A 20824-nucleotide genomic window follows, 5' to 3' on the forward strand; every position below is an offset into this window, starting at 1 on the left:
CCAACGCGCGTGAGCGCAACCGGGCGCGGATAAGGTCGATGGGTGTCAACAAACAGTCCCGCTTCAGAAGCAGGCGGTAACCACCAACCCAAACTCGCCACCGTGTGGCCGGGTGACCCGTATCCGCTCGGCGCCTCCTACGACGGCGCGGGAACCAACTTCTCGTTGTTCTCCGAAATCGCCGAGAAGGTCGAGTTGTGCTTGATCGACCATCACGGCGGCGAGTCGCGGATTGCCTTGGAAGAGGTGGACGGATTCGTCTGGCACGCCTATCTGCCCAACATCAACCCCGGCCAGCAATACGGCTATCGGGTCTACGGCCCCTTCGACCCGGCAGCCGGTCACCGCTGTGACCCCAGCAAGCTGCTGCTGGACCCGTACGGCAAGGCTTTTCACGGCGACTTCACTTTCGGCCAGGCGCTGTTCTCCTACGACATGAAGGCGGTCGACCCGGACGGACCCAACGCCGATGGAGCCGATCCGGGCATTCCCCCGATGGTCGATTCGCTGGGCCACACCATGACCAGCGTGGTGAGCAATCCGTTCTTCGACTGGGGATCCGACCGCGCACCGCTGACGCCCTATCACGAAACCGTCATCTACGAAGCCCATGTCAAGGGGATGACGCAAACCCATCCCAGCGTTCCCGAGGAGCTTCGGGGCACCTATGCCGGGCTGGCCCACCCGGCGATCATCGACCACCTCAAGTCGCTAGGGGTCACGGCCATCGAACTCATGCCCGTGCATCAGTTCATGCACGACTCGCGACTGCTGGATCTGGGGCTGCGAAACTACTGGGGCTACAACACTTTCGGGTATTTCGCGCCGCACAACCAATACGCGGCCAACCGAACGTCCAGCGTCGCCGAGTTCAAGTCTATGGTGCGCAGCTTTCACGAAGCCGGCATCGAAGTGATCCTCGACGTGGTCTACAACCACACTGCCGAGGGCAACCACCTCGGGCCGACCATCAATTTCCGCGGCATCGACAACGCCGCGTACTACCGGCTGGTCGACACCGACCTGCGCCTGTACAAGGACTACACCGGCACCGGCAACAGCCTGAATCCGCGCCACCCGCACGTGCTGCAGCTGATCATGGACTCGCTGCGGTACTGGGTGACAGAGATGCACGTGGACGGTTTCCGCTTCGACCTGGCCGCCACGCTGGCCCGCGAACTGCACGACGTCGACCGATTGAGCGCGTTCTTCGATCTGGTGCAGCAGGATCCCATCGTCAGTCAGGTCAAATTGATCGCCGAACCGTGGGACGTCGGCGAGGGTGGCTACCAAGTCGGAAATTTCCCGGGTTTGTGGACCGAGTGGAACGGGAAGTATCGCGATACTGTGCGCGACTACTGGCGGGGCGAGCCCGCAACCCTGGGCGAGTTCGCTTCCCGGCTGACCGGGTCGTCGGACCTGTACGAGGCGACCGGCCGGCGTCCGAGCGCAAGCATCAACTTCGTCACCGCGCACGACGGTTTCACGCTGGCCGACCTGGTGTCCTACAACGAGAAACACAACATGGCCAACGGGGAGGAGAACCGGGACGGGGAAAGCCACAACCGATCGTGGAACTGTGGCGTCGAAGGCCCCACCGACGACCCGGACATCATCGAGCTGCGCTGCCGCCAGATGCGCAACTTCTGGGCGACCCTGATGGTCAGCCAGGGCACGCCGATGATCGCCCACGGTGACGAGTTCGGCCGCACCCAGAACGGCAACAACAACGTGTACTGCCAGGACTCCGAATTGTCTTGGATGGACTGGTCTTTGGTGGACAAGAACGCCGACCTGCTGGAGTTCGCACGCAGGGTGACCACGCTGCGCAAGCGCCATCCGGTGTTCCGCCGGCGCCGGTTCTTCGAAGGCGAACCGATCCGCAGCGGCGACGAGGTGCGCGACATCGCCTGGCTGAATCCAAGCAGCCGCGAGATGACGCATGAGGACTGGGGCGAAAGCATTCACAAGTGTGTCGCGGTGTTCCTCAACGGCGAGGCCATCACCGCGCCCAACGCCCGCGGTGAACAGGTCATCGACGACTCATTCCTGTTGTGTTTCAACGCCGGTGAAGATCCGGTGGACTTCGTGACGCCGAACAGCGACTATGCGAAAGAGTGGGCAGTGGAACTGGACACCAACGAACCGACGGGGCGCAAAGAAGGAGCCGATCAGGTGGTGACCGCCGAGGAGAAGGTGTCCCTGCCGTCGCGCTCGCTGCTGGTCTTGCGTAAGACGCAGTGACGCATGGCTTTACCCGTCATCTCCACCTATCGGCTGCAACTGCGTGGTGAATCGAGTGGGTTCGCGTTCACCTTCGCCGACGCGGAAAACCTGCTCGACTACCTGAACGACCTCGGGGTGTCGCACCTGTACCTGTCTCCGATCATGACCGCGACGGCGGGATCGAGCCATGGCTACGACGTCACCGACCCGACGAGGGTGTCCCCCGAGCTCGGCGGCGCCGACGGCCTGGCACGGTTGTCGTCGGCGGCCCGAGCGCGCGGCATGGGCTTGATCGTGGACATCGTGCCCAACCATGTGGGTATCGACGATCCTCGGCAGAACCCGTGGTGGTGGGACGTCCTGCGGAACGGCCGATCTTCGCAATACGCAACGTTTTTCGACATCGACTGGGACCTCGACGACGACGGCCGCATCGTGCTGCCGGTGCTGGGTTCCGACGACGACGCCGCCGACCTCACGGTCGACGGGGACGTGTTGCGCCTGGGCGATCTGGCGTTTCCGATCGCGCCCGGCACCGCGGGGGGCAGCGGCGCGCAAGTGCACGACCGCCAGCATTACCGGCTGGTCGGCTGGCGCAACGGCGTGTGCGGCTACCGCCGCTTCTTCTCGATCACCTCGCTGGCCGGGTTGCGCCAGGAGGACCGCGCGGTGTTCGACGCCACTCATGCCGAGGTCGGCCGGTGGTTCGCCGACGAGCTGGTCGACGGCATCCGCATCGACCACCCCGACGGCTTATCCGATCCGTGCGGGTACCTGGCGTGGCTGCGCGAACTGACCGGCCCGGAAGCCTGGATTGTGATCGAGAAGATCCTGGCCGTCGACGAGGCCCTCGAGCCCACCCTGCCGGTGGGCGGCACCACCGGTTATGACGTGCTGCGCGAAGTCGGCGGCGTCCTGGTGGATCCGGGCGGGGCCCGGGCACTGACCGAGCTGGTCGAATCCACCGGCGTGGACTACTCGGCGATGCCGGACATGCTGGCGGACCTCAAGATTCGTTCGGCCACCGACACCTTGGCCAGTGAGCTACGCCGCCTGCGCCGCAGCATCGTGGCCGCGGCCGGCGTCGACCACCCGTTGTTGCCCGACGCTGTGGCCGCGCTGCTCACCCGTATCGAGGTCTACCGCTGCGACTATCCCGGCCTGGCCGCGCTGCTGCCCACCGCGCTGGCCGAAACCGAGGCGGCCGCACCGCAGTTGGGCCCCGCGCTGCAGGTGCTGGCGGCGGCGCTGGCCCGCGGCGGGGAGCCGGCCACCCGGCTGCAGCAGCTGTGCGGCGCCGTCACCGCCAAGGCCGTCGAGGACTGCTTGTTCTACCGCGACGCGCGGCTGGTCTCGCTGAACGAGGTGGGCGGCGAACCGCACCGCTTCGGGGTCGGCGCGGCCGAATTCCATCACAGCGCCGCCAGCCGGGCCCGGCTGTGGCCGCAGACCATGACCACACTGACCACCCATGACACCAAGCGCGGCGAGGATGTGCGGGCCCGCATTTCGGTGCTGTCACAGGTGCCCTCGTTGTGGACCGAGTTCCTCGCCCGCTGGGAGATCGACGCGCCCTCCCCCGATCCGGCGACCGGACAGTTCTTGTGGCAGAACATCTTCGGCGTGTGGCCCGTGAACGGTGAGGTCACCGAGGCCCTGCGCGAGCGGTTGCACAACTACACCGAGAAGGCCATCCGGGAGGCGGCCTGGCACACCTCGTGGAACGAGCCGGACGCCGATTTCGAGGGTGCGGTGCACCAATGGCTGGACACCGTGCTCGACGGCCCGGTGGCGGGCCAGCTGACCGAGCTTGTCGCCCAACTGAATCCGCACGCCGCCAGCGACGCGCTGGCCCAGAAGCTGCTCGCGCTGACCGTGCCCGGCATTCCTGACGTGTATCAGGGGACCGAGCTGTGGGACGACAGCCTGGTCGACCCGGACAATCGACGGGCCGTCGACTATGCCGCCCGCCGTGCAGCCCTGCAGGCCCTGGAGCATCCGAAGATCCGGGTCGTCACGACCGCACTTCGCGTGCGCCGTAACCACCCGGACACCTTCCTGCACGGCGACTACGTCCCGCTACTCGCCAACGGCGACGCCGGCGATCACGTGCTGGCCTTCCGTCGCGGCGAGGACATCGTGGTGGCGGTGACCCGCTGGACCGTGCGCCTGGCCGAAACGGGCTGGGGCAACACGGTTTTGCCACTGCCGGACGGCACCTGGAAGGACGCCCTGACCGGGGTGATCGCCGACGGCCCGACGTCGGCCGCCCAATTGTTCGCCGACCTGCCCGTGGTTCTGCTGGAGCGCCACCATGACTGAATTCCGGGTCTGGGCGCCCATACCCGCGCAGGTTCGACTCGACGTCGAGGGCCAGGTGCACGCCATGACCCGCTCTGCAAGTGGTTGGTGGCACACGACCGTCGATACCGCGCCGGACGCCCGCTATGGCTACCTGCTCGACGACGACCCCACCGTGCTGCCCGACCCGCGCTCGCCCCGCCAGCCCGACGGCGTGCACGCCCGCTCGCAATTGTGGGACCCGGCCGCCGCGACATGGACCGACGGCGGGTGGGCCGGCCGCGCGGTCGAGGGCGCCGTCATCTACGAGCTGCACCTGGGCACGTTCACCGAGGCCGGAACCTTCGACGCCGCCGTCGAGAAGCTGGACTATCTGGTCGACCTCGGCGTCGACTTCGTCGAGCTGATGCCGGTGAATTCCTTTGCCGGCACGCATGGTTGGGGATACGACGGTGTGCTGTGGTACAGCGTGCACGAGCCCTACGGCGGACCCGACGGGCTGGTGCGCTTCGTCGACGCCTGCCACGGCAAGGGTTTGGGGGTGTTGATCGACGCGGTCTTCAACCACCTCGGCCCGTCGGGCAATTACCTGCCGCGGTACGGGCCCTACCTGTCGTCGGCGAGCAACCCGTGGGGCGAGGGCATCAACATCGCCGACGCCGATTCCGACGAGGTGCGCCGCTACATCATCGGCTGCGCGCTGCGCTGGATGCGCGATTTCCACGCGGACGGCCTGCGGCTGGACGCCGTCCACGCCCTGGTGGACACCACCGCGATCCACATCCTCGAGGAGCTCGCCACCGAAACACACTGGCTGGCACAGCAATTGAGGCGGCCACTGTCGCTGATCGCCGAGAGCGACCTGAACGACCCGCGGCTGATCACCCCGCGCGACCGGGGCGGCTACGGTCTGACCGGGCAATGGGCCGACGACATTCATCACGCCATCCACACCGCTGTTTCCGGCGAGCGTCAGGGCTACTACGGCGATTTCGGCAGCCTGGCCACCCTGGCGCAGACGCTGCGCCACGGCTTCTACCACGCCGCCACCTACTCGTCGTTCCGGCGCCGCCGCCATGGGCGGCCGCTGGACACCAGCGAGGAAACGGGCATCCCGGCCACCCGGCTGGTCGCCTACACCTGCACGCACGACCAGGTCGGCAATCGCGCCCTGGGCGACCGTCCTTCGCAGAACCTGACCGGCGGCCAGCTGGCCGTCAAAGCCGCACTCGCGCTCGGATCCCCCTATACCGCCATGCTTTTCATGGGTGAGGAATACGCGGCCTCGACCCCTTTCCAGTTCTTCAGCTCGCACCCCGAACCGGAGCTGGCCAGGGCCACCGCCGAAGGACGCAAGGCCGAATTCGCCGAACACGGCTGGGACGCCGACGAGATCCCCGACCCGCAGGACCCCCAGACGTTCGCGCGCTGCAAACTCGACTGGAACGAGGTGGACACCGGCGAGCACGCCCGGCTGCACCGACTGTATCGGGACCTCATCGCGTTGCGGCGCAACCACCCCGACATGGCGGATCCCTGGCTCGACCACCTCACGGTCGACTACAACGAGGACGAGCGCTGGATCACCGTCTCCCGCGGCCGGTTGCACATCGTGTGCAACCTCGGAGCCGAGCCGGTGCGGGTCCCGGTCAGCGGTCACGTGGTGCTGGCCTGGGACGAGCCGACCACCGACGCCGGCGGCACTGTGCTACAGGGCCATTCGTTCGCCATCCTGTCGGCTGTGGATAGCTGACTGGCGGCCGCGCCGCCTTACCCCCGAAGATGCCGCCATGAGTCAATTCGGTCAACGACGGGTCTGCCTGCACAACCCGAGCCTTCGCGCGAACACGATGTCGGGTCGGCGTACCGTGCGCCACGACATCGCGCCCACTGCGGGCGTCGATCCGTTGTGCAGCGGCCCCCGGCCCGCTGCGGCGACCGACGACGACGAGGACGCCTGAGCCGCTACACGATCGCCCGGCCATCGGGGTGCACCGCGCGTGCGACCGCGCCGGCGAGTGGATCGATCTCATCGAGAGCGAGCTCGGAGATCGTGATGCGGATGCCCGCGGGCGTGTTCATCCGGAACCGGCTGCCCGGTGCCGCGGCCCAGCCCGCGCCGAGCAGCCGGGAAACCGCGACCGCCTCGTCGGGAACCGGCACCCACACATTGAGCCCCGAGCGGCCGTGCGCCGGCAGCCCGCGTTCGGCCAAGGCGTCACATAGCCGTTGACGCCTGGCGGCGTACTGCCTTTCGGCCGTCGCGACCAGCGCCACCGCCGCGGGGTCGGACCACAAGTCGACGGCGAGCCGCTGCAGGAAGTGGCTGACCCAGCCAGGTCCGAGCCGCAACCGGCCATGCACCCGCTCGACGGTGCGATGGTCGCCGGCCAGGACGGCCACCCGCAGATCGGGGCCGTAGGCCTTGGACGCCGACCGGACGAACGCCCAGTGCGCGGTGCAGCCGGCCAGGGCGCGCAGCGATACCCCGGCAATGCCCGCGCAGTGATCGTCTTCGACCAGCAGCAGGTCGTCGGCCCGCCGCCCCAACAGCTCCCGCAACGACTCGGCCCGATCCGCCGAAAGCGCGGCGCCCGTGGGGTTTTGCGCGCGGTTGGTGAGCACCAGGGCACGTACCCCGCTCCCCAACGCCCGGGCGAGGTCGTCGGGCAGCGGACCGTCGTCGTCGACCTGCACCGGCTCGGCCGAAAGCCCCAGTGCCGCAAGGAGATCGAGCAGGTTCGCCCAGCCGGGATCCTCGACCGCGACGCGATCGCCCGGGCGCAGGTGTGCGGTGAGCGCGCGTTCGATGCCGTCCAGCGCGCCGCTGGTCACGGCCAGGTGATCGGCGGGAATCCCATCCGCGGCCAGCGCGCGGCGGGCGAATTCCGCCAGCTCGGGCGAGACGGCCTGCTCACCGTAGAGGACCGGTTGGCCGGTACCCGAGCCGGCCGGCGAGGCGCCGGTGATGGGCAGCAGGTCCGGGTTCGGGTTGCCGGTCGACAGGTCACGCACGCCCGCGGGCACGTCCAGACCGAGCAGCGAGCGCGGGCTGGTCGCCGGGCGGTGGCGCACGCGGGTGCCGCGTCGGCCGGCCGTCTCGACCGCCCCGCGATGGCGCAGCAGGCGGTAGGCCGCGGCGGCGGTGTTGGCGTTGACGCCGAGTTGGCCGGCGAGCTCGCGGACCGGCGGGAGCGCGTCGCCGGGTGCCAGCGCCCCGGCGGAGATCGCCGCTTCGATGCTGGCGGCTATGGACTCAGCGCCCGTTCCGGTTATCCTGTTTTGTACTGGCACGCAACTAATTATGTACTAGAACAAATACGAGGGCAATCCTGTGGACACCGCATATCAGCCGACGGCACGCACCACCCCGACCCGCTACCGGGAGCGCGCGCACTACGACCGCCACACCATCCACGCCATCCTCGACGAGGCGCTGATCTGCCATCTGGGTTACTCGAGCGACGGTCGGCCGGTGGTCTTGCCCACGACGCATGCCCGGCGCGGCGAGACCCTCTACCTGCACGGTTCGACGGGCAGCGGCCCGTTGCTGGCGGCCAAGGCGGCCGGCGCATCGGGGGCTGGGCTGCCGGTCTGCGTCACCGTCACTTTGGTCGACGGTCTGGTGCTGGCCCGGTCCGCGATGCACCACTCGGTGAACTTCCGCTCGGTGGTCGTGATGGGTGATGCGCGCGTCGTCGACGATCCCGCCCAGAAGGCGCAAGCGCTGCGTTGCCTGCTCGACCACATCGCGCCCGGGCGCGCCGAAGACTGCCGCGCCCCCGACGCCCGCGAGCTCGCCGCGACGGGGGTGCTCGCGCTCGATCTCGTCGAGGTGTCGGCGAAGGTGCGTAGCGGCCCCCCAGCCGACGATCCGCAGGACGTTCCGCTGCCTCATTGGGCGGGTGTGGTGCCGCTGAGCCTGTCTGCCGGAACGCCGGTGCCGGCCGACGACCTCAGTCCCGGCACTCCCGTGCCGGGGTACCTCGGGAAGCACCGCCTCTGAGCCGTCACGGATCCGGCTGCCGTTTGCCGGTCCGCGTGGTGTTGTCCCACCAGAATCCGGCGAGCATGACGGCGCCGGCCCAAGCCACGCCCAGCATCCAGCCGGCGAGCACATCGCTGAGGTAATGGACGCCGAGATAGACGCGCGAGAACCCGATCAGGAACACCGACCCGATCGCCGCCGTCCACACCACCACGCGCCCGGTCCACCACGGGATCAGCCAGCGGGTCAGGACCCACGCAGTGATGGCCATGGTCGCCGCGGTGCCGGTGGCGTGTCCGGAGGGAAACGAATACCCGTCGGCGTCGACCAGGGCGAATGGCACGGGCGGGCGTTCCCGCCCCACCAAGGCTTTGGCGGTGAAGAGGATCAAGGGAATCCCACCGCCACAAACGAGAGCAAGCACCAGGGGCCGCCACGACCTGCATCGCCAGGCGGCGGCAACGGAAATCGGCAAGGCGACCGCCGCCAGCAGAAGGGGACCACCAGCGTGGGTGACCACCCGCAGGGTGCTGGTCAGCCATAGATCACGGTGGGCCGCAAGCCACCCGGTTGTCGGCTGGTCGATTCCGGCGACGCCGTCGCCCTCGAGCACGTCGTCGAGCACTTCGGTGAAGCCGACCGCCAACGACACGACCGCGGCGAGCCCGAGAAGCACTGCGATGCCGGCGACTTCGCTGGTGGGCAACCGACCGATTCGCCCCCGCACCCATCGCATCGCTTCGCCGATCGCGGGAACGTCGGACATCCGCGCCGTGAGTGCCCGTAACCGCGGCCCACGGCGAGCGACCCAGATCGCTGCCCACCCAAGCAGTGCGAGCGACGCTACCGTGGCAGCGCTGACCAGCCCGAAACCGGCGGCACCGGGTCCAGACGGTGGGTGCATGTCGGCGGGGAGGCCCTAGAACAGCAGGTAGCGATAGGCGGGCGAGCCCGGTTTCAACGTCTCGACGTGAAGTTCCGTCGCGCGCATCCGGGCCAGCAGGCCGTCCAGGTCGGCCGAGGATCCCAACTGGATGCCGACCAGCGCCTCGCCGGTCTCCCGGTTGTTGCGCTTGACGTACTCGAACAGGGTGATGTCGTCGTTCGGCCCGAGCACCGTGTCGAGGAAGCGGCGCAGCGCGCCGGGCTCCTGCGGGAAGTCGACCAGGAAATAGTGCTTGAGGCCGAGATGGACCAGCGAGCGCTCGAGCACTTCGCCATAGCGCGACACGTCGTTGTTGCCGCCCGAGACCAGGCAGACCACCGTCGAGCCCGGCTCGATGTCGGCGTCCAGCAATCCCGCGACCGACAGGGCTCCCGCGGGCTCGGCGATGATGCCCTCGTTCTGATAGAGGTCGAGCATCGCGGTGCACACCGCCCCTTCGTCGACGGCGGTGATCGACACCATGTCGCCGGCCGCCGCCAAGGCGGCGTAGGTCAGGTCTCCGGCCCGCCGCACCGCGGCGCCGTCGACGAACTGGTCGACGACGTCCAGCGTCACCGGCTCCCCGGCGGACAGCGCGGCCATCATCGCCGCGGCGCCGGCCGGTTCGACGCCGAGCACCGACGTGTTGTCGGTGCGCTCGGCCAGGTAGGTGGTGATGCCGGCGATGCAGCCGCCGCCGCCCACCGGGACGACCACTAGATCCGGCTCGCCGTCGAGCTGGTCGAGCAGTTCCGCGGCGATCGTGCCCTGGCCCGCCATCGTGCGCAGGTCGTCATAGGGGGGCACCAGGATGGCGCCGGTGCTTTCCACGTCGCTCTGCGCCGCCTCGGCGGCGAGGTCGTAGGTGGCGCCACCCACGATCAAGTCGATGAACTCCCCGCCGTGGTAGCGGATCCGGTCGCGCTTCTGCATGGGCGTCTTGGCCGGCACGTAGACGCGGCCGCGCACCTGCAACATCCGGCACGCGTAGGCGAAGCCCTGCGCGTGGTTGCCGGCCGACGAGCAGACCACGCCCGCGGCAAGCTCCGCCTCGGACAGCTGGACCAACAGGTTGTAGGCGCCGCGCAGCTTGTAGGAGCGCACGATCTGCAGGTCCTCGCGCTTGAGGTAGACCTGCGCGCCGGTGATCGCCGACAACCGGTCGCTGAACTGCAACGGGGTCGGCGTAACCACCGCCGCGATCCGCTTGGCCGCGCCGTCGATGTCAGCCGCGGATAACGGCGAGACGCTCGGGGGACGGCTCAATTCGGCGGACACTGGTCAATGGTGCCACGACAGCCGACCAACTCTGGAATTCAGCCGACCGGGGTCAGCACGAACACCGGGATCTGGCGGTCGGTCTTGGTCTGGTATTCGGCGTAGTCCGGCCACGCCTCGACGGCACGCTCCCACCACGTGGCCTTCTCGTCGTCGAAGACCTCGCGGGCGTCGTAATCGCGGGTCACCGAGCCGTCCTGCAGCTCGACGCGGGGGTTCTTCTTGATGTTGTGGTACCAGACCGGGTTCTTCGGCGCCCCGCCCAGGGAGGCGACCACCGCGTACTCGCCATCGTGCTCGACGCGCATCAGCGGCGTCTTGCGCAGTTTGCCGGTCCTGGCGCCGACCGTAGTCAGCAAAATGATCGGCTTGCCCTTCATGTCGGCGGCCTCGGTCCCCCCCGACTCGGCGTACTTGTCAGCTTGCTCGCGAGACCAATCCCATGGCGACGGCTCGTACTCTCCTTCTAGCGGCATGTCATCAACTCTAGGCGCGGATTTCCCGGCTGTGATCGCCCGCGATCACGGTAACGAGCCGGTGAGGTAGTGGGCGAGCACCGGGCGCAGCCACTCCGTCAGCGTCGTGTCGTCCATCGCGACCAGGGCCGGAACGCCAACAACGTTGCGCGCCATGGCGATTCCCAACACCTGCGACCCCACCATCGCGGTGCGCTCAGCGGCGCGGTCGGGAGTGACGGTGGTCAGGGCCGGCGCCACCTTCTCGACGAACACTTCCAATAGGGCGTCGGCGGCGGCCCGGTTGGTTGCGGCAGCGCGCAGCAGCGGCAGGAAAGATCCATCCGGATCCCATACCTGTACCAGGAACGGCACCAGGACGTCGGCGATGCGGTCCGGGGCGAGCCCGGCGAGGTCGGGGAAGGCGATGTCGAGCCGGGAGACCGCGGCGAACAAGTCGGCCTTGTTGCCGAAGTAATGCATGACGAGCGCTGGATCGACACCGGCCTCGGCCGCGATCGAACGGATGGTGGTCCGCTCGAAGCCGTGGGCGGAGAACAGGCTGCGCGCCGCACTGAGGATTGTCGCGCGGGTGGCTTTGCCGTCCCGGGTGGGCATGTCGAAAATTGTAGTTCAACAACTGTTGACATCGCTACTACATGGGCTTACGTTGATTTCAACAGTTGTTGAATCGGTTCATCGAGGGGGCCGGACATGACCGTGACCGTCATCCAGATCGGGCTCGATCCCGAGGTGATCGACTACTCGTCACCGGAGTTCGCCCAGTTCGCGGGCCTGTCCAAGGAGCTGCTGCGGGCCGCCAACGACGACAATGTCGCGGGGCTGCGCGCCGCGGGCTACCAGGTCGACAACTGCCTGATCGACTTCGGCGCCCCCGGCGCCGCGAAGGCCGGCGAGTGGCTGCGCGCCAAGCGCTACGACGCGGTGCTGATCGGCGCCGGAATTCGCCTGGTCGCCGGCAACACCCAGCTGTTCGAGTCGATCGTCAACATGGCGCACGCGACCCAGCCCGGCTGCCGATTCGTCTTCAACCGCACAGCCCAAGCCACCCCCGGCGACATTCGTCGCTGGTACCCCGAACCGGAAGGAGCGATCCGATGAACACAACCCCTGTTCGCGACGTCGACGTCCTGGTGGTGGGCGCGGGCCCCACGGGCCTGACCGCCGCCGGTGACCTGGCCCGCGCCGGGCGGGCGGTGACCGTGCTGGAGCGCTGGCCCGCCGAGAACACGACCAGCCGCGCGTTCGCCGTCATGCCCCGGACGCTGGAGCTCCTCGACGCGCGTGACGCCGCCGACGAACTGCTGGCGCAAGGCCAGCGCGGACCGGACGTCACGCTGTTCGCCAAGGCCCGCCTCGACCTGACCCGCCTCGACTCGGCCTACCCCCTCGTCTTGGTCACCCCGCAGACCAACGTCGACACGGCACTGCGCCGCTACGCGGTGTCCGAAGGGGCCGAGATACGGCGCGGCGTCGAGGTGATGGCACTCGAGCAGGATGCCGACGGCGTCACCGTCACCGCCCGCCCCAAGGGCGACGACGACCCCGCGCACCGCCAGACGTGGCGGGCGCGCTACGTGATCGGCGCCGACGGCGCGCACAGCACCGTCCGAACGCTGCTGGGCGCCCGCTTTCCCGGCAAGACGGTGCTGACCTCGCTCATGCTGGCCGACGTCAAGCTGGCGCACCGCCCGTCGGCCAACGGGTTGGTGGTGGGCACCACCGCTGACGTGCTGGGCTTCTTGGCCCCGTACAACCGTCACGACGAGGACGGATCGTGGTACCGGGCTCTGGTATGGGACCGCGACCATCAGCTGCCCGACAGCGCGCCCGTCGACGACGACGAGATCGTCGACGTCCTGGGCCGCGCCATGGGGACCGACTTCGGTGTGATCGAGATCGGCTGGAAGTCGCGATTCCATTGCGACGAAAGGCAAGTCGCGCAGTACCGGCACGGGCGGGTATTCCTGGCCGGCGACGCCGCGCACGTGCACTCCCCCATGGGCGGCCAGGGCATGAACACCGGTATCCAGGACGCGGCGAACCTGGCCTGGAAGCTCGACGCCGTGCTCGGCGGCGCCGACGATGGGCTGCTGGACACCTACCAGGACGAACGCCACCCGATCGGCAAGCGGGTGCTGTTGCAGTCCGGCATGGTCGCCCGCGGCGCGACGCTGCATCGACGGCCCGCGATCTGGCTGCGTAATCTGCTGGTGCCCAACCTGTTTCGGATTGCTGCCGTGCAGGATTTCGTCGGGGGCAGCTTCGCGGGCACGACGTTGCGTTACGGCCGGCGCGGCCTGGTCGGCACCCGCGCCGATGCGATCCCCCTCGTCGAGGGGCGGCTGACGCACCTGCAGCGCGGCGGCGGCTTCGTCCTCATCCGCGAATACGGCGCCGCCCCGGTTGAGACACCCGGGACGTTGCAGGCCGAGCGGGCCGACGGCGGGCCGGCCGTGCTGGTGCGCCCCGACGGCTACATCGCGTGGGCGGGCGCGTCGGCGCAGGCGGCCGCCGCGGTCATGAACATCACGAACCGCGGCGGTTACCCTGCCCGCGAGGTGATTTCGTCCTAGCCCCCGTTCTCGGGCCGATGCGTAGCGAACGACCGCAAGCGACGGCGGGTTTGGTGGTCTTCCGCACCGGGCTCGCCGTCGCTGTGCCGGCCCCGCGTGTAATCGCCTTGCCAGGGCGCCTTCTCGTTCTCCGCGGCTTCCTGTTCGCGGCCCAGCGCGCCACGTGAACCGAGGAAGTGCTCGTGCTTTGCGTACAGCTCCTCGTCGGATTCGATGGGCCTGAGCTCGGGTGCGAACTCCTCGAGCTCGGCCCTCCGTTGCGGCACGATCATGCAGATCGGCTCGTCGACCTCGAATCGCACCGGCATGAATTCGCGGGTGAACTTCCAGTTCATGCTGAAACTCGAGCTGGACCAATCGGTTTCGACGATGCCCTCCAGCGGCGAGATGGCATCCTTCGGATGGTTGGCCGGCCCACGGACAAGCAGGTTGTAGCCGGGCGGGGTGCGAAACAGCATCGGCAGGTGCCAGGTCAGGATGCCGTAGCCGAAGTGGCTGGAGGGCAGGAACTGACCGCTCTCGCGGGTGTCGGGCGCGATCATCAGGTTCGCGCGGTCGTTGCCGCCCATCCAGGTCGCGGTGAACGCGCTGCGGTTGCGCACCTCCCAGCCGCTCTGGTTGGCGATCAGCATCGGCAGGCACCGGTGCGGCCAGCCCTGCCGAATCTCGGACATCCACGTCCGGCCTATCGGCGCGGGGCCGATCGGGGGCGCGATCTCGTGGGTGACATAGCCGATCAGCGGGCGGGACTGCCCACCGGATTTCTCGCTCATCACATCCTCGCTCCACCGGCCTATGCCGACCATCACTCGCCAACGCACTATCGCGACCAAACGTTAACGGTCCGTGAACCCCGCCGCTCGTCGGCAAACAGCGTCTCAGCGCGATCCGGCCAGCTCCGCAATGGTGTTGACCCGCCGGACAGCCGCCGCGATCTCGTCGGCGAACTCGCGACGCCGCCGGGCGATATCCAGGTCCTCGACGCCGCCCACCAACTCGCGATGCCGTGCCAGGCGCAGCGCCGTCTTGAACAACTCCATCGACCTCGATTCGGCGCTGGCGATCCTGCGTTGCAGCTCCCACTGCTTGCCCACCTCGAGGCACTCGGCCAGAAAAGCGTTCTCGTCGAATGATTCGTCGTCGTAGGCGGCGAGGCGGTCGGCGACGATGTGGTAGGCGTCCAGGAACGGGCGCAGCACGAGGTGCGCCAGCAAGACGTCGGCCTTCTCCAGCAGCCCGCGCACGTCGGCCGCGCCGGCCGCCTTGCTGGTGTCATCGACCCGCCCGAGCAGGCGCACCTCGTCGGCGAGTTCCTTCTCGAACTGCGCGCGCGCCGAGAACAAGAACTCGAATTTGAGCAACTCGCGCAGGCTCAGCGCCTCATCGCGCACAGCCGTCGGTTGCACCAATCCGTCCACCGAACCCTCGGCGTCCTCTATGGCCGCCAGCAATGCAGTCTCGGCGATCGCCCGGTCGACCACGATATGAATGGCGGCGTTGCGGTAGAACGCGGCGACCAGGTGCTGCTCCGCCCCGATGCCCCAGACCGGTTCGGTGCCGGCGTCGTACACGCTGACGACGCCGGAGGCGACCAGCTGGTGCAGGGTCCAGCGGATGGTCGAGCGATTCGTCAGGTCGGCTGCGCCGGCCACCGCCCAGTTGCGCGCCGCGATGTAGCTGGCCAACGGCCGCACGGTGGCCAGCACCTCGCTGATGGACAGTGAGCGATCGGCGCCCAGCAGCGCCAGGCTCACCACCGCCGTCGGGGTGACCGGCGTGGCTCGGTTGATGCGGTGCTCGACGTCCAGGGCGATCCGTTCGATCTCAGTGCCCGTGCCGGCCTCCTCGGCGCGCAACTCCTCGAGCCGCTTGCGCAACGGCAGCGGTTCACCGAAATCGAGGTAGGCGCGGCCGAGCCGCTCGCCTTGCTGTCGCGCCAAGCGGACCAGGAAGCGAAAGTCTTCGGGCCGCTTGGTCGCACCGTAAGCCTCGGTGGTCATGGCCTCCACCTCGTGCAGTTGGTCGTACACGATCGAGGTCGGCACCAAATACACCTCGGGGCCCTCGATTTCGTCGACGGCATCGCTGATGTAGCGCAGGATTCCGAACACCGGCGGCCGCAGCTTGCCCGTCCTGGTCCGGCCGCCTTCGATCGACCAGGTCAAATTGGCGTGGTTTTGCACCAGCTGCGCCGCATAGGCCCGCAGCACGAAACGGTAGACGGGAAGGTCCTTGGTCTGCCGCCGGATGAAAATGGTTCCGGTGCGTTTGGCCCAGGCGCCCATCGGAAAGAAGTTCAGGTTGGCGCCACCGAAGGTGAGCGCGGGCGACAACCGATTGGCCTGGATCACCTCGGGCAGCAACAGCCCATCGAGATAGGAGCGATGCGAAAAGGCAAACGCCAGCGTGGCTTTGCGGTCCAGCTTGCGCAGGTGCGCGATCTGGTCCTCATCGGTCAGCACATCGTAGGCACGCATCAGCCAACAACTGAAGCTGCGCCACGCCTTCACGGCCCGCTCGTCGAGCGAGGGCGCCATTTCGCGCAGGTAGCAGGCGGCCTCGGCACGCACGCTATCCGGCTCACGCCCGAGCTGGCGGGCCAACTCGACCAGCCGGTCGTCATACCATGGGGCGCTCAACAATTCGACGACCTCGGCCGGATCCGTCGACAGCGGTGACGCCGATTCCTCGAACATACCGGTGCGCTGCAACAGCTTTCGCACCCCCAGCCGGCCTATTTCCCGGGCGGTCGCCGCCGGTCCCCCGCTCATACCGGCTGCACCTTGGCGGCTTCGGCGGGCTCGTGCACCTCCGGATGCGGTTCGGGTGCATAAAGCTGCTCGATCTCGTCGGCGTATTTCGCCATGATCGGCTTGCGTTTGAGCTTCATCGTCAGCGTGATCTCGTCACCGCCGGGCTCCCACACGGTGGGCAGGATGCGGAACCGCTTGATCTGTTCAACCCGGGAGAGTTTGTCGTTGCCCGCCGCAACCCCGGCCGCGATCTCCGCGACCACCTCCGGGTCAGCCGCCAGGGCCGCGGGCGAGGCGTCGGTCAACCCGCGCTGGGCCGCATACGGGCCGACGGAGTCGGCGTCGAAGACCATCAGCGCGGTGTTGTACGGCCGTCCCTCACCGATGGTGATCATCACCCCGACCATGGGGCAGGAAGCCAGGATGGCGTTCTCGATATTGGCCGGCGACATGTTCTTTCCGGCCGCATTGATGATCAGCTCCTTCTTGCGGTCGACGATGCGCAGGTAACCCTCGGCGTCGACCTCGATGATGTCGCCGGTGTGCAGCCAGCCGTCGGCGTCGATCGCCTCGGCGGTCTTCGCGGGTTCCTTGCGGTAGCCCTTCATCACCAGCGGACCGCGGATCAGATATTCGCCGTCCTCGGCGACTTTGCCCTCGAGGCCGGGAAGCAGCTTGCCGACCGTGCCCAGCCGCGTGTCGTCCGGATGTGCCACGCTGGCAGCGCAACTCAGCTCCGACATGCCCCAAACCTCGCTGATCGGGATCCCGATCCCGACAAAGAACGCCAGCGTCTCCTTGGGGATCGGCGCCGCGCCGGACACCGCCCAGCGCAATTCGCCGAACCCGAGCCGCTCGCGCAGCTTCGACAACACCAGCTCGTCGGCTTGGGCCCATTCGGCGGCCAGCTCCTCCGAGATCTCACGGCCGGCCACCAGAGCGTCGGCGCGCTTGCCGGCCACCGACAGCGCCCAGCGCAACGCCTGGCGCTTTGTCTCGTCGGCTTCGTTGGCGACAACGAATTCGATTGCGGCCTTGAGCTTCTCCCACACTCGCGGCACGGCCCCCCAGACCGTGGGCCGCACGTCGGGCAGGGCCGCGGCAACGGCACGCGCGTCAGCCACGGGAGTCACCTGGGTGCCGAACACCTCGAGGGGATACAGGGCCATCATCCGGTCGGCAATGTGGGCCGACGGCAGGTACGACGTGGTCCGATCGCCGAACCGGCTGCCCAGCACGGCGTCGAGTCCGTACGCCTCGAACAGCAGACTGGCGTGCGTCATCTCCACCCCCTTGGGATTGCCGGTCGTCCCGGAGGTGTAGATGAGGGTGATGACGTCCTCGGGCCGCACCGCCCGCCAGGTCGCCTCGAAGTCGAAATCCGTTTGCGCGGCGCCATACAGGTCGTCCACGGAGAGGGTGCCGGGCGGCGTACCGTCGATGCAGACGATGTGCTCGATTGGCGCACCGCTGGCGCGAATGCGGTCGACGTACTGCTCCTCGCAGATCGCGACCTTGGTGCCGGCGTTGTCGAACAGGTACGTCAGCTGCTCGGCCGGCAGCGTGTTGTACACCGAAAACGATGTGGCCCCGAGGTGTTGGGCGCCGATCTCGAACGGGTAGAACTCGATTCGGTTGGCCATCATCAGCGACACCGTGTCGCCCCGCCGGACCCCCAGGCCGGCCAGGCCGGCGGCGACCTTGCGCACCTGCGTCGCGAGCTCTCGCCACGTCAACACCTGGGTGTCGCCGGGCGTCCGGAGCGCGACGGCCTCCGGATCGACCGACGCGGTGCGCTGGAAAGCCTCGCAGAAGGTGACCGGATCCTGCGCTGTCGTCATTTCCGTCCTCCTCGGCGGCGCGACATCAGCCCTGCCTTCGTGAGCCTACGTCCAGTTCGCACGTTCACGACCCGGGACGCCAGAGTTGCACCGTGCTCGTCGCGCCGCCGGGCAGTTCCACCAGCTCGATCGGCGTCCCGTCGGGGTCATAGACGAAGAACATCCGCACGCCGCCGATGTCGACGGGCGGCTCGGCGCGGACGCCGGGGTGCTCGCGCGTCACCGTCTCGTAGGCGGCGTCGAGATCGTCGACGCGAAACGACATGTTGGTGTAGCCCAGGTGCGGTCCGCTCGGGCACTCGGGCACCACGCCCAACGACAACAGCTCCACCATCGCCGTCCCGATCAGCCCGCCGATCATGCGGCCCCGCTGGGCGGCACCGCCGGTGACCGAATCCAGTCCCGCGCCCTCGAGTTCGACGTCGAACACCACGTCCATGCCCAGCACCGCGGTGTAGAACGCCAGGGAGGCCTCGATGTCGGAGACGCCGATGCAGACGTGGGAGAAGTTCTGCACCGCGATGGGATGGGTCATGCGGACTCCTTGTCGACGTGGGGTGGATGAATGCCGCAGGTACAGGCGTCAATGGAGGGACATGTGCAGCGCATCCCCCACTCGATGACGGCGCGGGCGCGCGCCAGCGACTCCATGTGCGCGTCGATCTCGGCCAGTTTGGCCTCGGCCAGGGCGCGGCTGACCGGCCGTCCGGGAGCGTCGTCGGCGAACAGCAGCTGGATCTCCTCCAGCGAGAACCCGGCGGACTTGCACAGCGCGATCACCTCGAGGCGGGCCAGAATCGAGTCGTCGTAGCGGCGCTGGCCGCCCAGCCGCGCCGGCTCGGGCACCAGGCCGATCTGCTCGTAGTAACGCAACGCCGTCGCGGCCACCCCGGCCTGGCGCGCCACCTCCCCGATCGTCAGGCTTGGCGCCATCGCAATCTCCCGAGAATTGGATGCTTGACTTAGAGCCAACTCTAAGTCATTGACTGGCGTCATGACCATCCCCCGATACGCCGAACTCAACCGTTCTCGCTATGCCCTGCTGCGATCATTCCGCCGCGACGGCACGCCCGTCGGCACCCCGATCTGGTTCGCGTTCGACGACGACGGCGGCGTGTTGTTCCGGACCAAGGTCGGCCCGAAGACCAGGCGGCTGGCCGCGCGCCGTGGCGTCGAACTCGTCCCGTGCGACTACCGGGGCCAGGTGCACCCCGGCGCGACGACGGTGGCCGGCCGCGCCACGGTGCTGTCCGGCGCCGCGGCCGCCCGCGCCAACCGCGTGCTGCACCGGCGCTACGGCTGGCAGTGGAACATTCTCCCGCTGATCAAGCTTCCCGGCGTGACCAACGTGCACCAAGACCTGTGCGCGCGAGAGAAGCTGCGGCGCGCCCGCGATCGCGGCGTGTGGCCGGACAGCGTCATCGTGCGGGTGGAGCTGCCATGACGCGCACCACGACGTCGGACCCCGTCCGCTCCCCCGGCTTGCGCCAATGCTGCGGTGCGGCAGCGGGATTGGTGCTGGGCATGGTGCGCCCTAGGCGGCCCGACGAGCGGTTCCTGCGCAGCGTCGTCGACGCGGGCCTGCCGGATCCCGGCCGCACCGTGACGGTGACGGCGCTGCCCCAACTGCCGCGCCCGGTGCCGACCGCCGCCATCGTGGAGGGCGCCTTCACCCCGGCGCGCATCGAGAACTCGCTCACGTCGTTCGTCGTCACCCACCCGGCGGCGACGTTCATCGTAGACCCCGCGGTCTGCGGCGACGTCGAGCGACGAGCGATCGCCCAGCTGCCCGCCGTGCTGCGGGTGGCGGTCCGCCCGCCGGCCGGCACGATCCCCACCCGCACCGCACTGAACGGCCTGCCCGACGCTCGCCTGGATTTCGCGCTTCCCACCCACGCGCACTGGGACCATGTGTCAGGTCTGCTGGATCTACCGGGCCTCCCCGTGCACCTGCACCGCCGCGAGCACAGCTGGATCGGCTCGGGTGGCGTCGCTCCCGTCGGCGGCGTGCGCGATTCGCTGCGCGACCGGCCCGTCAACGAATACGACCTGGACGGTCCGCCGGTGCTGACCTTCACCGCCAGCCATGACCTCTTCGGCGACCACTCGGTGCTGCTGGTCGACCTTGCCGGGCACACCCCGGGCAGCGTCGGGGTGCTCGCCCACACCGCACGAGGATGGATCCTGATCGCGGGCGACGCCGCCTGGCACTACTTGCAGATCGACAAGATCCGGCAGAAGTCAAGCTATCCAGGCAATTTGGTGGACGAGGATCGTGACGAGACCTTCAAGACCCTGCAGCGCCTGCACCTGGCGCGGCATGCGGTCACAATCATCCCGACCCACGATCACCAGGCCGCGTTGCGATTGGCCGGTTAGCGGTTCGGGGTCGAACGTGAAGTTAGTTTCACATTCGAGCGCGAGTGTGAAACTAACTTCACACTCGCGGAGGAGCGGCGG

Annotated in this window: 19 protein-coding genes; 9 read left to right on the top strand and 10 right to left on the bottom strand. The window is 68.3% G+C overall.

Going from position 1 to position 20824, the window contains the following annotated elements:
- Window positions 1-42 precede the first annotated feature (42 nt).
- Genes glgX through AC5Y30_RS24385 form a run of 4 tightly spaced genes read left to right on the top strand, consistent with a single transcriptional unit; the run spans window position 43 to window position 6488 of the window.
- Window positions 43-2244, top strand: a complete 2202-nt coding sequence (gene glgX / locus AC5Y30_RS24370; protein WP_499921665.1) for a glycogen debranching protein GlgX — start codon at window positions 43-45, stop codon at window positions 2242-2244.
- Between the two features lie 3 nt (window positions 2245-2247).
- On the top strand, window positions 2248-4548 hold the full coding sequence (gene treY / locus AC5Y30_RS24375; protein WP_499921667.1) for a malto-oligosyltrehalose synthase: 2301 nt from the start codon (window positions 2248-2250) through the stop codon (window positions 4546-4548).
- Window positions 4541-6280, top strand: a complete 1740-nt coding sequence (gene treZ, locus AC5Y30_RS24380) for a malto-oligosyltrehalose trehalohydrolase (RefSeq protein WP_499921669.1) — start codon at window positions 4541-4543, stop codon at window positions 6278-6280. Before treY ends, treZ begins: the two co-directional genes overlap by 8 nt.
- Window positions 6281-6317: 37 nt before the next feature.
- On the top strand, window positions 6318-6488 hold the full coding sequence (locus tag AC5Y30_RS24385; RefSeq protein ID WP_499921670.1) for a hypothetical protein: 171 nt from the start codon (window positions 6318-6320) through the stop codon (window positions 6486-6488).
- Between the two features lie 4 nt (window positions 6489-6492).
- Here AC5Y30_RS24385 and AC5Y30_RS24390 read toward each other — a convergent pair whose 3' ends face one another.
- Complete coding sequence (locus AC5Y30_RS24390) at window positions 6493-7821, bottom strand: aminotransferase class I/II-fold pyridoxal phosphate-dependent enzyme (RefSeq protein WP_499921671.1); 1329 nt, start codon at window positions 7819-7821, stop codon at window positions 6493-6495.
- 40 nt (window positions 7822-7861) lie between these two features.
- On the opposite strand from AC5Y30_RS24390, the gene AC5Y30_RS24395 reads away from it, so the two are divergent.
- On the top strand, window positions 7862-8533 hold the full coding sequence (locus AC5Y30_RS24395) for a pyridoxamine 5'-phosphate oxidase family protein (RefSeq protein WP_499921673.1): 672 nt from the start codon (window positions 7862-7864) through the stop codon (window positions 8531-8533).
- Between the two features lie 4 nt (window positions 8534-8537).
- On the opposite strand, the gene AC5Y30_RS24400 is transcribed toward AC5Y30_RS24395, so the two are convergent.
- Genes AC5Y30_RS24400 through AC5Y30_RS24415 form a run of 4 tightly spaced genes read right to left on the bottom strand, consistent with a single transcriptional unit; the run spans window position 8538 to window position 11791 of the window.
- Window positions 8538-9419 carry a phosphatase PAP2 family protein gene (locus tag AC5Y30_RS24400; protein ID WP_499921675.1) on the bottom strand — a complete coding sequence of 294 codons (882 nt, stop codon included), beginning with the start codon at window positions 9417-9419 and terminating at the stop codon, window positions 8538-8540.
- A gap of 15 nt (window positions 9420-9434) precedes the next feature.
- Complete coding sequence (gene ilvA, locus AC5Y30_RS24405; RefSeq protein ID WP_499921677.1) at window positions 9435-10718, bottom strand: threonine ammonia-lyase; 1284 nt, start codon at window positions 10716-10718, stop codon at window positions 9435-9437.
- 38 nt (window positions 10719-10756) lie between these two features.
- On the bottom strand, window positions 10757-11194 hold the full coding sequence (locus AC5Y30_RS24410; RefSeq protein WP_499921679.1) for a nitroreductase family deazaflavin-dependent oxidoreductase: 438 nt from the start codon (window positions 11192-11194) through the stop codon (window positions 10757-10759).
- Window positions 11195-11239: 45 nt separating this feature from the next.
- Window positions 11240-11791 (bottom strand): TetR/AcrR family transcriptional regulator, encoded by a 552-nt coding sequence (locus AC5Y30_RS24415; protein ID WP_499921681.1) that lies wholly within the window; start codon window positions 11789-11791, stop codon window positions 11240-11242.
- Window positions 11792-11887: 96 nt separating this feature from the next.
- Here AC5Y30_RS24415 and AC5Y30_RS24420 point away from each other — a divergent pair, with 96 nt between their 5' ends.
- On the top strand, window positions 11888-12295 hold the full coding sequence (locus AC5Y30_RS24420; protein ID WP_499921683.1) for a hypothetical protein: 408 nt from the start codon (window positions 11888-11890) through the stop codon (window positions 12293-12295).
- Window positions 12292-13770 carry an FAD-dependent oxidoreductase gene (locus AC5Y30_RS24425; RefSeq protein WP_499921685.1) on the top strand — a complete coding sequence of 493 codons (1479 nt, stop codon included), beginning with the start codon at window positions 12292-12294 and terminating at the stop codon, window positions 13768-13770. The genes AC5Y30_RS24420 and AC5Y30_RS24425 overlap by 4 nt, the downstream gene beginning before the upstream one ends.
- On the opposite strand, the gene AC5Y30_RS24430 is transcribed toward AC5Y30_RS24425, so the two are convergent.
- From AC5Y30_RS24430 to AC5Y30_RS24450, 5 genes are all read right to left on the bottom strand, one after another.
- Window positions 13767-14543, bottom strand: coding sequence for a DUF6065 family protein (locus tag AC5Y30_RS24430; RefSeq protein WP_499921687.1), 777 nt, complete (start codon window positions 14541-14543; stop codon window positions 13767-13769). The two genes, AC5Y30_RS24425 and AC5Y30_RS24430, sit on opposite strands and share 4 nt — an antisense overlap.
- 105 nt (window positions 14544-14648) lie before the next feature.
- Window positions 14649-16541 carry a lysophospholipid acyltransferase gene (locus tag AC5Y30_RS24435; RefSeq protein ID WP_499921689.1) on the bottom strand — a complete coding sequence of 631 codons (1893 nt, stop codon included), beginning with the start codon at window positions 16539-16541 and terminating at the stop codon, window positions 14649-14651.
- The gene (fadD11, locus tag AC5Y30_RS24440) at window positions 16538-18364 is read right to left on the bottom strand and encodes a fatty acid--CoA ligase FadD11 (protein ID WP_499921691.1); all 1827 of its coding nucleotides are present in this window, start codon (window positions 18362-18364) and stop codon (window positions 16538-16540) included. The genes AC5Y30_RS24435 and fadD11 overlap by 4 nt, the downstream gene beginning before the upstream one ends.
- Window positions 18365-18428: 64 nt before the next feature.
- Window positions 18429-18899: a VOC family protein gene (locus tag AC5Y30_RS24445; RefSeq protein WP_499921693.1), complete on the bottom strand. Its 471-nt coding sequence runs from the start codon at window positions 18897-18899 to the stop codon at window positions 18429-18431.
- On the bottom strand, window positions 18896-19297 hold the full coding sequence (locus AC5Y30_RS24450) for a helix-turn-helix domain-containing protein (protein ID WP_499921695.1): 402 nt from the start codon (window positions 19295-19297) through the stop codon (window positions 18896-18898). The genes AC5Y30_RS24445 and AC5Y30_RS24450 overlap by 4 nt, the downstream gene beginning before the upstream one ends.
- A 61-nt stretch (window positions 19298-19358) precedes the next feature.
- Between AC5Y30_RS24450 and AC5Y30_RS24455 the strand changes: the two genes are divergently transcribed.
- Both AC5Y30_RS24455 and AC5Y30_RS24460 read left to right on the top strand, forming a co-directional pair.
- A complete protein-coding gene (locus AC5Y30_RS24455) occupies window positions 19359-19808 on the top strand; it encodes a PPOX class F420-dependent oxidoreductase (RefSeq protein ID WP_499921697.1) in 450 nt (149 codons plus the stop codon).
- Window positions 19805-20743 carry an MBL fold metallo-hydrolase gene (locus AC5Y30_RS24460; RefSeq protein WP_499921699.1) on the top strand — a complete coding sequence of 313 codons (939 nt, stop codon included), beginning with the start codon at window positions 19805-19807 and terminating at the stop codon, window positions 20741-20743. The genes AC5Y30_RS24455 and AC5Y30_RS24460 overlap by 4 nt, the downstream gene beginning before the upstream one ends.
- The last annotated feature ends 81 nt before the right edge of the window (window positions 20744-20824 follow it).

It is taken from the genome of Mycobacterium sp. NGS27 (assembly GCF_059813005.1).